The sequence below is a fragment of the Microcystis sp. CS-574 genome, from assembly GCF_028329095.1.
GTDB lineage: Bacteria > Cyanobacteriota > Cyanobacteriia > Cyanobacteriales > Microcystaceae > Microcystis > Microcystis ichthyoblabe_A.
Window position 1 is genome coordinate 1 of sequence record NZ_JAQMSY010000038.1, and the last position, 12,889, is coordinate 12,889.

Genomic DNA, 12,889 nt, shown 5'->3' on the forward strand with positions numbered 1-12,889 from the left:
TCCACCTAGGGCCATGAAGGCGCAGGGGAAGAGTAGTAAACCAGACCAACCGATGAAGACGAAACGGTCTCTTTTGAGCCAGTCATCGAGAGCATCAAACAGCCCTCTTTCTGGGGCGCGTCCGACAGCAATGGTCATGGGGGTTTTCTCCGAAAAATGTATATTATTGCTAAGATTCCGCGCTCTCTTCTCCATCTATCCGAGCAGGCCAGCAGATGTGTTGAAGAATTGTGAGAAATCTTTACTTTTCTTAACTTACACTATATTGGAAAAAATGGCTAATGTTTTTTGGGTCGATCTTAAGAAAATCTAAAATTTTTCGGGGAGACCACTTGCTGGGCGTTGCGGGAGGAGACCACTTCGTGCGCGTTGCGGGGGGGTTTGGGGAGATGGGGAGATATGCCGCCTCAATTGCTTGGTATTGTCGTCTTCACGTCTTTAGTGGAATGCTGGACACCTCTGTGCGGTAATTATCCCCAAATTGAGGTGATTAAACCGCACGGTGCGCTATTAAGTCCTATTAAGGGGTGTTAGACCGATGGAAGTGGGATACTATAATAGAGGAGGTTGCTCGACCGCAGGGAGCAGTATAATTAATAGTTAGGCTTCTCAACAATAGGGAATAAGATGTCAAAACTCAATGTAGATCAAAAAACGATTATTGAGCTATTGTCAGACAAAAAAGCTGATTTTCTCATACCCGACTACCAGCGTCCTTATGCTTGGAATGAAGAGCAATGTCAAACGTTGTGGGATGATATTTTTTTATTCTCTTTCCCTGACAATAACTACGAAGCATTTGATGAGAATGAAGAGTATTTTCTTGGTTCTATTGTTACTTATAAAAACGAAAATGGTAAGTCAGAGGTTATTGATGGCCAGCAGCGGCTTACAACCCTAATGCTTATGTTGCGAGCATTCTATGATAAGTTCGCCAATATGCAGGATACAAACTCAATACGTACTCGTGATCGCATTGAGAAATGCATCTGGAAAACGGATACTTTCGGCACAGCCGATAAGAATACGCTAAAAATTGATTCGGATGTCGCCACAGATAATGACAAAGAAGAATTACTTGAACTGCTACGTACAGGAATAGTTAAACAAGGTGCCAAGAGTCAATATATCCTAAACTATCAATTCTTTCAGAAAAAGATTGACAATTTTTTGCAAGAATTTCCTGGTTTGTTCCCTTATTTACCTGCTCGTACTTTAGGTAATTGTATCTTTCTGCCTATTGAAGCAGAGTCACAAGACACGGCTCTTCGTATTTTTTCGACGCTTAATGATCGTGGTCTACCACTATCAGATGCAGACATATTCAAGGCTCAATTCTACAAATACTATAGCACGCTCGGCAATAAAGATGAGTTTATTTCTGAATGGAAAAGGCTTGAAGAAATAACAGGCTCGGTGTTCAAACCAATCACTGGCACACCAATGGATGAGCTATTTGCACGTTATATGTATTTTTTGCGTGCTAAAGAAGGGAACAAAAGCTCAACAACTGAAGCTCTGCGAAAATTTTATGAACGCAATAAGTATCAGTATCTAAAACAACGCCATACAATTGACGAGCTAAAAGCTCTTGCCCTATTTTGGGAAAGCGTTTTTAACCAAGACAAAAACCGATTTTCTGAAAATATTCTTAAGAAGCTTTTTGTGTTAAACTATGCACCTAATAGTATGTGGCAGAACATAACATCAGTGTATTTTTTGCAGAACAGAACAGATGATGGGATGTTGGAAGATACAAAGTTCAGCAAGTTTTTAGATAGAATTACAGCCTTCATATTTGCTTATGCTGTTACAAACCCTGGCGTAAATGCGTTGCGTACCCCCATATATGATGAGATGGTTAACATTGTAAATGGTACTGATGCAACTTTTTCTAAGTACAAATTCAACCATGTGCAAACACGCTCATTCTTTGAAAACTATGTGTTTACTAATCAAAGGAGCATCACTCGCTCCCTGATTACATGGTATGCCTTCACATTTCCAAATCAACAGCTTCTTGATGTTAAGGAAATTTACCACTTAGAGCATATTTATTCGAAGAAGCGCCAAGAAATAGAAAACGGACTCAAATCGGAGACGAATATTGATTCTTTAGGCAACAAAATATTACTTGAGGCTAGTATAAATATTAGGGCTTCTGATTATCGCTTCGAAGATAAGAAGAAAATATACAGCGGTAAAAGGCGAGGAGGAAAAAACAAAGATGCGAGTAGAATTGCTGAAATAGCTGATCTCATTGGTTACAGCGAATTTGAAGAGAAACAAGTAATTGATCGTACCCAGAAAATTTTAGACAAGTTCTTAGAATTTCTACAGACAGAAGATTTGATAGCATATGGTGAGCTTTGTCTTTGTGCGGCTTTGGAATGAAAAAAGGGAGGGTCTTCCTCCCTTCCTTAATGGGTTACACAAGGGGTAAAATCTCTAGAAATGCGTTGTAAGGGAGCACATTGCAACGAGTGTGATCTCCGATCTTTTTGGGTGCGTTAATAAAATGTAACGCGCCTTATTTTGTTTTAACGCAAGCGATTGTCTCGCAGTAGATTCAGATCAGGTATAATGCCAGATAAGGCAGCAATTTAAGAAAATTTACAATCAAGGATATTTTGGCACTGGTCTCAAACGATAACAATGATGGAAATAATTTTTCAATAGAAAGAGATGTAAAAAATCAAGGTAAAACTACGATCAAGATCAATGTGCAAATTGGGAAAGAAGTCCTTGGAAAAATTGATATGCCTGAACATAAATCGGCTCTGAAAGAATTAGACAGGGGTCGTCTGCTTTTTTATGTGACTTTTGCAGGCGGCAAGGGATACCTTGATAATAAAATATTTCTAAGGGATGTTATTAATGCGTGAGTTAAAATATATAGCTGAAACTCCACTTAATCATAGGAAGGATTACGGTCAGTTTTTTACACCTATGTGCGTTGCTCGCCTCATGGTACAGTGGGTTTTAAAAGATAATCCAGAAACAGTATTAGACCCAGCGTTTGGCTTAGGCGTTTTTTATGATGAAGCAATAAAAATACCTTCAGGTAATCAAGTACATTTCATTGGATATGAGATTGATAGAAATATATTTGAGTTTCTCAATCGTAATGGTGACAGTCCTTATTTGAGAGTTATCAATAGTGATTACCTCGAAGCTGAAACTGAAAAATTTGACGGTATCATTTGTAATCCACCATATATGCGATTTCAGAAATTTCTTAAGCGTCATGATATATTACCAAAAATTGAAGAAAAAATAGGTAAGAAACTTATCGGTTACTCTAATATCTCTTCCGTATTCCTTGTCAAGTCTTTAAGAGAACTTAAAATCAATGGTAACTTGGCGTATATTATGCCTTTTGAGTTTTTTAATACTGGCTACGGAAAAGAAATCAAAAAAAGTCTCCTTGAAAATCATTTATTGAAGCAAATAATAATCTTTGCCAATGAAAAAGAAATTTTCCCAGAGGCAACGACAACCGTTTGTGTGCTTCTTTGTAAAAATGACGGAAAAAAAGAAACCATTAAAATTTTACAGATCAAAAAAAGTGATGAAATAGATAAAATATCTGATATTAGTAAATTCTATCAGTGGGAAATCGAACCATCGAATTTACCATACAACCAAAAGTGGACACCTATCATTTCATCATTGTTCACTGAACAAGTATCTCCAAATGGCTTCTGTAAGTTGTCCCTATACGGTACGTTTACGAGAGGTATTGCTACTGGCGCAAATGAATTTTTTGCGTTAAAAAAATCAAAAATTGAGCAACGGAAGTTGAGTGATAATAATATTTGTAAGTGTATTACAAAAAGCTCTCAAATCCGCAAAGCAGTATTTACTGAGCATGATTTTAATATACTATACAATGAGGATAAGCCAGTCCATTGTTTAGATGTAAAAGATCACGACAACTCTGAAATACGAAATTACATAAAAGAAGGCGAAAAATTGGGATACCATGAGAGGTATCTTACAAAAACAAGGAACACCTGGTACAAAATTGAAAAGAGAAAACCGGCTCCAATTTTATTCGGCGTCTTTAGCAGGGGCAGGTTAAAAGTAATACGCAATTTCACAACAGCAATAAATTTTACCTGCTTTCATTCCTTTTATCCAAATAAATTCGGAGAACAATGTATTAATAAATTATTTGTGTATTTGCTCAGTGATATTGGACAGGAAATAATAAAAATAAATAAACGAAGTTATGGTGATGAATTAGACAAGTTTGAACCAAGGGATTTGAACGATAGCCTATGTCCAAGCCAGAAACAACTTGAAATGATCAGTGATGAAGATGCTGAAGAAGTAATTAGTATTGCACAAAATGATCACCAAAAAGCAATTCTAATGAGTAATGCTCTGATCAAAAGACTTATGGACTCCCAACAATGCGCTGCAGCGGACGGCAATTCCGCTGCGCTCCATAGTGCGATCGCTATCGATGCAGGGTGCGTTCCCTAATCTGGATCCTACTGCTGCACCGATAGATTTTTGGGGAACGCACCATGCACATTCATTCAAGCAAGTGATTGCCAGCTAACAACGTCTCTGCACACCGACTACTGAATGAAAGTCAATCGGTTATGATGCTAGGGTTATCCCCACAGTGAACAGCAATCAGTGAACTGAAAACCCACATCTGATCACTAATACCCTAAAACCCCAACACCCAAGCCCTGCTATACAATGGTTTTTGACTTGTTTTTTGGAAGGGAACGCTAAACTATGTATTCGATCGATATTACCCTGAAACTCTCCCCCATCCCCATTTCCTTGCAGCGTAAGGAAGAAGCAGGAGCAGATGCTTTGTATCAAACAATTATTAACTCTATGCGATCGCCGAATCCAGAATTATTAGAATTAACCTGCGAAAAACAAACCGATAAAAAGGTGGCGGTTTTGAGCGATCAGATCAGTGCGGTGATTGTGTCACAAAAATCCGGGGCTGCCTCCACTGGTAGAGCGCCGGGGTTTGTCGCTTGAGCCACAGAATAGTTCTTTAATCAGTTATCAGTGAGCAGTAACCAGTAATCAGTGAAAAGAAAACGGCAACCGCCTAGATAACACTTTCCACTGAAAACTCAAAACTCAAAACTGATCACTGATAACTGATAACTGATAACTGATAACTGATAATTCATGACTATAAAAGTAAAAGACCTCTGGTTTAGCTGGCCGAATGGGAAATCAGTATTAAATGGCTGCTCTTTGCAAGTTCCTAGAGGGGAATTTTGGATGTTGTTGGGGACAAATGGCAGCGGTAAATCAACCCTGCTGCGGCTCTTAGCGGGATTATTAAAACCTAGTCGCGGGGAAATAGAGATACCTAACCCCCTCGGTTTTGTTTTTCAAAATCCCGACCATCAGTTAGTTATGCCAACAGTGGGGGCAGATGTGGCTTTTGGGTTGGTATCCGAGGGTTTATCCACGCCGGCAATTCGGGCGCGGGTGCGGGAATCCCTAGGGGCGGTGAATTTATTAGAAATGGAAAAACGACCGATCTATGCTCTCAGTGGCGGACAAAAGCAAAGAATCGCCATTGCGGGGGCTTTAGCTCGTCATTGCGAGGTTTTGCTCTTTGATGAACCCACCGCCCTTTTGGATGGGGATACCCAGTTAGAATTAGTCTCTCAAGTGCAGAAATTGGTCAAAAACCGAGGGATTACAGCCCTTTGGGTGACGCATCGCCTGGAGGAATTGGATTACAGCGATGGGGCATTTTTGTTAGAGGAGGGTAAGGTAACGGATCAGGGAAATGCCCTAGAATTAAAAGCGAGATTATTGGCAAGTGCGGCGGGAGAATCCTAAATTTTTGTTAATATCATTAGGATGCTGTTTTTTAGAACTGCCCTTAATGCTACACCAATTACTCTCAAAGCCATGGTTAATTCTTCTGATCGTTCCCTTCTGCTGGTTGACGGCTACAACGTCATCGGTGCTTGGCCGTCCCTGAAAAAAATTAGCGATCGCCACGGTCTCGAACCGGCGCGAGACAAGTTAATTGAAACCCTAATCGGTTACACCCACCATCAGGGTTATCAAACCCAAATCGTCTTCGATTCCTACCTTCAAGATACCCCCGGCAGCCAAGAACGCTACACTAACCATTTATCGGTTTATTTTACCGCTCACGCTCAAACCGCCGACACCTATATCGAGAAAACCTGCGCCGATTTTTGGCACGATCGCGCCCCAGCTATCGGACGGATTATCGTCGCTACCTCTGATAATGCCCAAAAAATGACCGTTATGGGTTATGGGGCCCACTGGATTTCCGCTCAACGTCTGGAAGTCGAGGTGGATTTAACCGGTCGTCGTCTGAGAAAATCCCAGAGTTCTTCTCAAAGTCCCAAAGGGCGTTTTTTATTCCATTCTCTCGATGCTCAGGTGCAACAGAAATTAGAGAAAATGCGCCACGGAATTAGTTATCAAAAACCTTGACAAATTACCTCAAATATGTATCGACAAAAATCCCCATTAGAGGCACAGGTAACTGTGTCTCTAAGCTTTTCAAGGTCAGTTGCGGTTCAGGGGATTTTGTCAAAAGCCGGCCGATCTAAACTACTCGTTTCACAGCTGCAATTCTGCCAAACCTAAATAATAAATTCCCGTGGGTGTCACTTGGAAGCGACAGGATAAAACCTTGACTCCTTTAGCCACTGCTTGACGCAATAACTGCCCGTATTTAGCATCCTTACTATCCCCCGGAGCAAACCGGTCACAATCACCCCGATTAATAAAGTAGAGCATAATCGCCTCCGCTGCCGGCAATAAAGCCATTAATTCCTGTAAATGCTTCTGTCCCCGCGTGGTGACAGTATCGGGAAAAAGTGCCGTTTCTCCCTGATTCCAAGTGGTATTTTTAACCTCGATATAGGTGAGGGAATTATCCTCATGGGTCAAAAGAAAATCAATTCTACTGCCATTATTTTGACCGTAGGCCACTTCCGATCGCACTTCGGTGTCATTTTTGACCAAATCGGGAAAAACCCCTTGCAACAGGGCATTTTTCACCACCTGATTAGGAAGATTGGTATTAACTCCCACCCAAGTCTCCCCCAGTTGAATCATCTCCCAGGTGTAAGCTAATTTTCGCTTCGGGTTATCACTGCGAGAAAGATAAACCGGTTGACCTTCTACGCATACATCGGTCATCGGTCCGGTATTAGCGCAATGGGCCGTAATTAATTCTCCGTTGTCCAGTTGTATGTCGGCAAAAAAGCGTTTGTAACGTTTAATTAAAATACCCTTGACAAGAGAAGGGTATGTGTGAACTAACAAAGAAGTCATCAAATTTTCGCCGAGGAATATAAGGTAAAGAATAGCCTTTTTTTGGGAGCTTAACCTGAAGACAGGAGACCTTTCAGTTATCAGTGAACAGTGATCAGTAAACAGTAATCATAGTATTTTCCTTTATTCGTAGCAGGCATTTTACTCTCTTGGGTTTGGTGGGTAAAATGTATTCTAAAATACATTCCTGCTGGCGAGCAAATGGAACGAACCACAAAAACACAAAGGACACAAAGATTGATCGGTCTTATATAAGTTAAACTTATCACACAAAGAATAAGAGAGCCGGCATTTTACTCCCCTCTCCCTTTGGTTGTGGGGGTAAGGGAAATTAACCATCTCTGCGATTACTTTTGAAAAATGGCATCAGTGACAAGAAAACGGCAATTTTCTACTTAAGACTGTCCACTAAAAACTCACATCTGATAACTGATAACTGATAACTGATCACTGATAACTGATAACCGCTCAGGTACAATAAAAGCTTGAGGCTTAGTAGATATTGAGATTATGGGTAACACTTTCGGACGACTATTTCGGGTTTCCACTTTTGGAGAATCTCACGGGGGTGGGGTAGGAGTGGTTATCGATGGTTGTCCTCCGTGCTTAGAAATTTCCGAAGAGGAGATACAAATCGATTTAGACCGTCGCAAACCGGGACAAAGCAGAATCGTGACCCCGCGTCGAGAAAATGACATTTGTGAGATAATTTCGGGCGTTTTTGACGGCAAAACCCTCGGTACACCGATCGCTATTCTAGTGCGGAATCAGGATGCTCGTTCGCAAGATTACAACGAAATGGCCGAGAAATTCCGACCTTCCCATGCGGATGCCACCTACGAAGCAAAATACGGCATTCGCAACTGGAAAGGAGGAGGCAGATCCTCGGCCCGGGAAACCATCGGCCGGGTGGCCGCAGCAGCGATCGCTAAAAAAATCCTTAAATCTGTCTATAATGTCGAGATTATCGGTTATGTGAAGCGAATTAAAGATATTGAGGCAATCATCGACCCCAACACCGTCACCCTCGACGAGGTGGAAAGTAATATAGTGCGTTGTCCCAACGGGGAAACGGCCGCCCAAATGATCGCCCTGATCGACCAAATTCGCCTGAATAAGGACTCGATCGGCGGTGTGGTGGAATGTGTAGCCAGAAATGTGCCGAAAGGTCTAGGAGAACCCGTTTTTGATAAGCTAGAAGCCGATTTAGCTAAGGGGATGATGTCCTTACCCGCGAGTAAGGGATTTGAAATCGGATCGGGATTCGCGGGAACCTTCTTAACCGGCAGCGAACACAATGACGAGTATTTTATCGATGATAACGGGGAAATTCGCACCAATAGCAATCGTTCGGGGGGCATCCAAGGGGGAATCAGTAACGGTGAAAATATTATTATCCGCACCGCTTTTAAACCGACCGCGACTATCGGTAAAGAACAAAAAACCGTGACGCGCAGCGGGGAAGAAACCACCCTGGCAGCCAAAGGAAGACACGATCCTTGCGTTTTACCCCGAGCGGTCCCCATGGTGGAAGCGATGATGGCTTTGGTATTATGCGATCATCTGCTCCGTTTTCAGGGACAATGTACGATTAGCGATCGCTTTTTCTAAACCTTTACCCGCGATGAAATTTTTATTCCTTCATTCCAATTTTCCCGCCCAATTTCGCCATTTAATCACGGTTTTGGCTCAAGACCCCGGAAATCAAGTGATTTTCGGCACTACCCGGCAGCAGGGAGAGATAGCGGGGGTAAAAAAATTTATTTACAAGGAAAGTCGCGCTGTTTCTCCCCAAACCCATCATTATGTCCGTCCCCTTGAAAGTGCGGTTTTACAAGGTCAAGCGGTTTATGGTGTTTGCCAACAACTGAAAAATCAAGGATTTTATCCCGATATTGTCTATGCACATTCTGGCTGGGGGCCGGGCCTATTTATCAAGGATATTTTCCCGAAAACTAAGTTTTTAGCCTATTTTGAATGGTTTTATCATGCCCATGGTTCCGATGCCGATTTTGATCCGGCGGATCCCCTTAATGCTGATGCCGAGGCCCGGATTAGAATTAAAAATGCGACGATCCTCATCGATCTGGTCAGTTGCGATCGAGGTTTATCGCCGACTATCTGGCAAAAACAACAATTTCCCAGCGAATTTCACTCGAAACTGACGGTTTTACACGATGGCATCGATACGGACTATTTCTGTCCCCGTCCCGATGTGCAGTTAGTCATTCCAGAGATAGGTTTAGATTTATCCGGTGTTAAGGAGATTGTCACCTATGCAACCCGGGGAATGGAACCCTATCGCGGTTTTCCCCAATTTATGACGGCTGTTTCCCTAATTTTAGCCCGTCGGCCTAACTGTCATGTGGTGATTGTCGGGGAGGATCGAGTCGCTTATGGAAAAACTCTACCGGACGGCAAAACCTATAAACAATTGATGTTAGAAAGCCTTTCTTTAGATTTATCCCGGGTGCATTTTACCGGTTCTCTGCCCTACGGTCAATATAAACAGGTTTTACAGGCATCGGCGGCCCATATCTATCTTACCCGTCCTTTTGTGCTGTCCTGGTCAATGTTAGAGGCTATGGCCATGGGTTGCGTCGTGATTGGTTCCGATACTCCCCCCGTGCGAGAATTAATTACCGATGGGGAAAATGGTTTATTAGTGGATTTCTTTTCTCCCCAACAAATAGCCGATCGCGTGGATGAAGTGTTAGATTATCCCCAGGGTTGGCAAAATCTGCGTTTAAATGCCAGGGAAACTATCAAGCAACGCTACGACCTCAAGCAATGTTTACAGAATCATCTAGATTGGTTATTGAGTTGATGAAATGAGAGCATTTTCAAAAAAATACTGTCTTTCAAAGGATTCATATCGCTATTAAATTCTTTCTCTTACAATCCTAATTCCTTCCCAAGCAGGAATATTACCTGCTCGTCTTTCTTCTAATAATACGGAGGCGATGAAACGGTTAAAAACTTGTTCCCTTGTGATGGAATATTGAGAATTTAATTCTCGGCATTCTGCAACTGTTAAGTTAACCCATAATCTTTATATAAGCAGAAAAAATTACCATTTTATATTGTTATGTTGATTCAATAATTTTTATCCCTGATCTAAATTCCCGCAGTGCTTGAGCATGATTTTCTGTGTTAATACAATGCATCAATAAACCTACATCTAAACTCGGTAAAAGTTGCGATTTACTAACAGCCTCATGTCCCTCATTTCCTAAACTATAAAACAATAACTCGTCGTTCATCCAAAACCAAACTTCAGGGATTTGTAACCGTTTGTATGCTTCCAGTTTATTAATTCCTCCACTACTAACAACCACCTCAATCACTAAATCAGGATGTTTTCTATTTGCTCCCAACTCATAGGATTTATCACCTTCTCTTTTAACCTTTTCAAATTCATTTTCTAAGGTGACAGAACCAGTAGGAGTAAAATCTAATCCCAAAAATTCTAAATAAATTTCTAGTAAAGCACCAATACGTTCTTTGATAGTTTCGTGTTTTTTCCCTGGCATTTTTCTAATCTCCAAAACTCCATCTAAAAAAGATAACTTTAACCCTGGGCGATCGATTAGCTGTTCAACAGCTTTAAATTCTCTCCAGGTTAAGTCACTAATTAAAATTGGTTCTGCTTCTCGTTCAATGAGTGTAGTTATCATAATTTAAACCCAAATTTAGAGCGTGAATTTTGTTGACTATGATATGATATAAAAACAGAGTATCATAAAAAACATCATGCAAGCATACAAACTCAAAGGAAAAATTGATCAATCTGGTAACTTGCTGATTACCGAACCCCTGAATTTACCCCCCGGAAACGTGGAAATTGTAGTTTGGGCAGCCACAGATACCCTTGATCATACCACAACCCCAACCACTGAACCAGCACCAGAAGCACCAAAAAGAAAATCTAGGATCAAAGCATTTCAGGGTTTATTTGAAAATGCCCCTGCCATTCCGGCAGACTTTGATCCAGATCAAGCTAAATATGAATATTTAAAGGAGAAATATAACCTGTGAAAATCCTGATAGATACTAATATCATTATTGATAATGCCTTAGAAAGAGAACCTTTTTGGAATGCAAGTGAACAAGTTTTATCACTAATTGAAAAAGGCACAATTGCAGGTTATATTTCCGCCTCAACTTTTAGTGATTTGTATTATATTATCCGTAAGGCAAGAGGTCGAGATTGGACGCTTACTTATTTAAAGCAGTTAATTACTTTTTGTCAAATTGCTACAGTAAATCAGGCTGCAATTATAATGGCTTTCACAACCAATTTTCAGGATTTTGAAGATTCTATTCAATACTCTACTGCGGTAGTTAATAAATTGGATGCAATTATTACCCGTAATCCTCAAGATTTCCCCATTGTCACACCACGAATTATCACTCCTGAACAATTAATTGCCGAATTAACCAACTCTCATTAGCAAATTTAGTGGTTTTAATAATGTATCGGGAGCATAAAAAATGTCTAAACTTAAAGAGTTCATCTATTACCAAAATTCTATGACTCGCTGGTTTAATATTGCAAGTCCCTGTTCAGACGATATCCACTATATGCTCTCTCCCACAGTCAGATTACCAGATTTAGAGGAGCTAATTCAACAACGTAGTTATTTTGTCCTTCACGCACCACGACAAACGGGGAAAACCACCGCTATGTTATCCCTAGCAAAACAATTGACTGATACTGGAAATTATGCCGCAGTCATGGTATCTGTAGAAGTAGGAAGTGCATTTAATCATGATCCTACTGCCGCAGAATTAGCAATTTTAGGGGCATGGTATAATACAATTGAGGATAGTTTACCAGAAGAATTACAACCAGCTGCTAAACAATGGCAACAGGAAGAACCAGGAAGCAGAATTAAGGCTTTTTTAAGAGGTTGGGCAAAAGCTATCAATCGTCCCATAGTATTATTTATAGATGAAACTGACTCTTTACAAGACCAAACATTAATTTCTATTTTACGACAGTTAAGAGATGGTTTTCCTAAACGTCCAGAAAATTTTCCCTCGTCAGTAGGATTAATTGGTTTACGAGATGTGAGAGATTATAAAGTAGCATCGGGAGGTAGTGATAGATTAAATACATCCAGTCCTTTTAATATCAAAGTTGCTTCTCTGACTATGAGAAATTTTAATCTCGAAGAAGTGGGAGAATTATATCAACAACATACAGCAGCAACTGGACAAATTTTCACATCAGAAGCAATAGAAACAGCTTATGATTTAACCCAAGGACAACCTTGGCTAGTCAATGCTTTAGCTAAAGAAATTGTAGAAAAAATGGTAAAAAATAGAATTATTGCTATTACTAAAGAACATATCTTAACAGTTAAGGAGATATTAATTGCTCGTCAAGATACTCATTTAGATAGTTTAGCGGAAAGACTCAGATAAAAACGAGTTAAAAACATTATTGAACCAATTTTAGCAGGGCAAACCTTACCCGATACCCTAGCAGATGATAGGCAATATTTAATAGATTTAGGATTATTACGACGTGATCCGATGGGGGGATTAGTTATTTCTAACCCCA

General features: G+C 40.5%; 14 protein-coding genes and 2 pseudogenes. 12 read left to right on the top strand and 4 right to left on the bottom strand.

Going from position 1 to position 12,889, the window contains the following annotated elements; all coding sequences use genetic code 11:
* Positions 1–138 (bottom strand): annotated as a pseudogene (locus PN470_RS02860) (photosystem II D2 protein (photosystem q(a) protein)); the annotation flags it as partial.
* A gap of 261 nt (positions 139–399) precedes the next feature.
* Between PN470_RS02860 and PN470_RS02865 the strand changes: the two are divergent.
* The 7 genes from PN470_RS02865 to PN470_RS02895 all read left to right on the top strand — a co-directional run bounded on the left by PN470_RS02865 (position 400) and on the right by PN470_RS02895 (position 6,471).
* The gene (locus PN470_RS02865) at positions 400–534 is read left to right on the top strand and encodes a hypothetical protein (protein WP_271937564.1); all 135 of its coding nucleotides are present in this window, start codon (positions 400–402) and stop codon (positions 532–534) included.
* A 93-nt stretch (positions 535–627) separates the two neighbouring features.
* Positions 628–2,394, top strand: a complete 1,767-nt coding sequence (locus tag PN470_RS02870) for a DUF262 domain-containing protein (protein WP_271937562.1) — start codon at positions 628–630, stop codon at positions 2,392–2,394.
* A 236-nt stretch (positions 2,395–2,630) separates the two neighbouring features.
* The gene (locus PN470_RS02875; RefSeq protein ID WP_271937560.1) at positions 2,631–2,885 is read left to right on the top strand and encodes an AccI family restriction endonuclease; all 255 of its coding nucleotides are present in this window, start codon (positions 2,631–2,633) and stop codon (positions 2,883–2,885) included.
* Positions 2,878–4,491, top strand: a complete 1,614-nt coding sequence (locus PN470_RS02880) for an HsdM family class I SAM-dependent methyltransferase (protein ID WP_271937558.1) — start codon at positions 2,878–2,880, stop codon at positions 4,489–4,491. The genes PN470_RS02875 and PN470_RS02880 overlap by 8 nt, the downstream gene beginning before the upstream one ends.
* A 264-nt stretch (positions 4,492–4,755) precedes the next feature.
* Positions 4,756–5,013 carry a hypothetical protein gene (locus PN470_RS02885; protein WP_002773470.1) on the top strand — a complete coding sequence of 86 codons (258 nt, stop codon included), beginning with the start codon at positions 4,756–4,758 and terminating at the stop codon, positions 5,011–5,013.
* A 156-nt stretch (positions 5,014–5,169) separates the two neighbouring features.
* Complete coding sequence (locus PN470_RS02890; RefSeq protein WP_103112595.1) at positions 5,170–5,838, top strand: energy-coupling factor ABC transporter ATP-binding protein; 669 nt, start codon at positions 5,170–5,172, stop codon at positions 5,836–5,838.
* 21 nt (positions 5,839–5,859) lie between these two features.
* Positions 5,860–6,471 carry an NYN domain-containing protein gene (locus PN470_RS02895; RefSeq protein WP_016516428.1) on the top strand — a complete coding sequence of 204 codons (612 nt, stop codon included), beginning with the start codon at positions 5,860–5,862 and terminating at the stop codon, positions 6,469–6,471.
* A 129-nt stretch (positions 6,472–6,600) separates the two neighbouring features.
* Here PN470_RS02895 and sfsA read toward each other — a convergent pair whose 3' ends face one another.
* On the bottom strand, positions 6,601–7,320 hold the full coding sequence (gene sfsA / locus PN470_RS02900; protein WP_271937554.1) for a DNA/RNA nuclease SfsA: 720 nt from the start codon (positions 7,318–7,320) through the stop codon (positions 6,601–6,603).
* Between the two features lie 80 nt (positions 7,321–7,400).
* Positions 7,401–7,589, bottom strand: a complete 189-nt coding sequence (locus PN470_RS02905) for a hypothetical protein (protein WP_232306221.1) — start codon at positions 7,587–7,589, stop codon at positions 7,401–7,403.
* Between the two features lie 241 nt (positions 7,590–7,830).
* On the opposite strand from PN470_RS02905, the gene aroC reads away from it, so the two are divergent.
* Together aroC and PN470_RS02915 are read left to right on the top strand one after the other, a co-directional pair.
* Positions 7,831–8,931, top strand: a complete 1,101-nt coding sequence (gene aroC, locus PN470_RS02910; RefSeq protein ID WP_103112594.1) for a chorismate synthase — start codon at positions 7,831–7,833, stop codon at positions 8,929–8,931.
* A 13-nt stretch (positions 8,932–8,944) separates the two neighbouring features.
* Positions 8,945–10,147, top strand: coding sequence for a glycosyltransferase family 4 protein (locus tag PN470_RS02915; RefSeq protein WP_103112593.1), 1,203 nt, complete (start codon positions 8,945–8,947; stop codon positions 10,145–10,147).
* A gap of 259 nt (positions 10,148–10,406) precedes the next feature.
* On the opposite strand, the gene PN470_RS02920 is transcribed toward PN470_RS02915, so the two are convergent.
* Entirely contained in the window at positions 10,407–10,997 is a 591-nt protein-coding gene (locus PN470_RS02920) for a Uma2 family endonuclease (RefSeq protein ID WP_103112592.1), read from the bottom strand.
* Positions 10,998–11,073: 76 nt separating this feature from the next.
* Here PN470_RS02920 and PN470_RS02925 point away from each other — a divergent pair, with 76 nt between their 5' ends.
* From PN470_RS02925 to PN470_RS02935, 3 genes and pseudogenes are all read left to right on the top strand, one after another.
* The gene (locus PN470_RS02925) at positions 11,074–11,358 is read left to right on the top strand and encodes a hypothetical protein (RefSeq protein WP_002756821.1); all 285 of its coding nucleotides are present in this window, start codon (positions 11,074–11,076) and stop codon (positions 11,356–11,358) included.
* On the top strand, positions 11,355–11,774 hold the full coding sequence (locus tag PN470_RS02930) for a type II toxin-antitoxin system VapC family toxin (protein ID WP_002756819.1): 420 nt from the start codon (positions 11,355–11,357) through the stop codon (positions 11,772–11,774). The genes PN470_RS02925 and PN470_RS02930 overlap by 4 nt, the downstream gene beginning before the upstream one ends.
* A gap of 79 nt (positions 11,775–11,853) precedes the next feature.
* Positions 11,854–12,889: pseudogene (locus PN470_RS02935) on the top strand (AAA-like domain-containing protein); the annotation flags it as partial.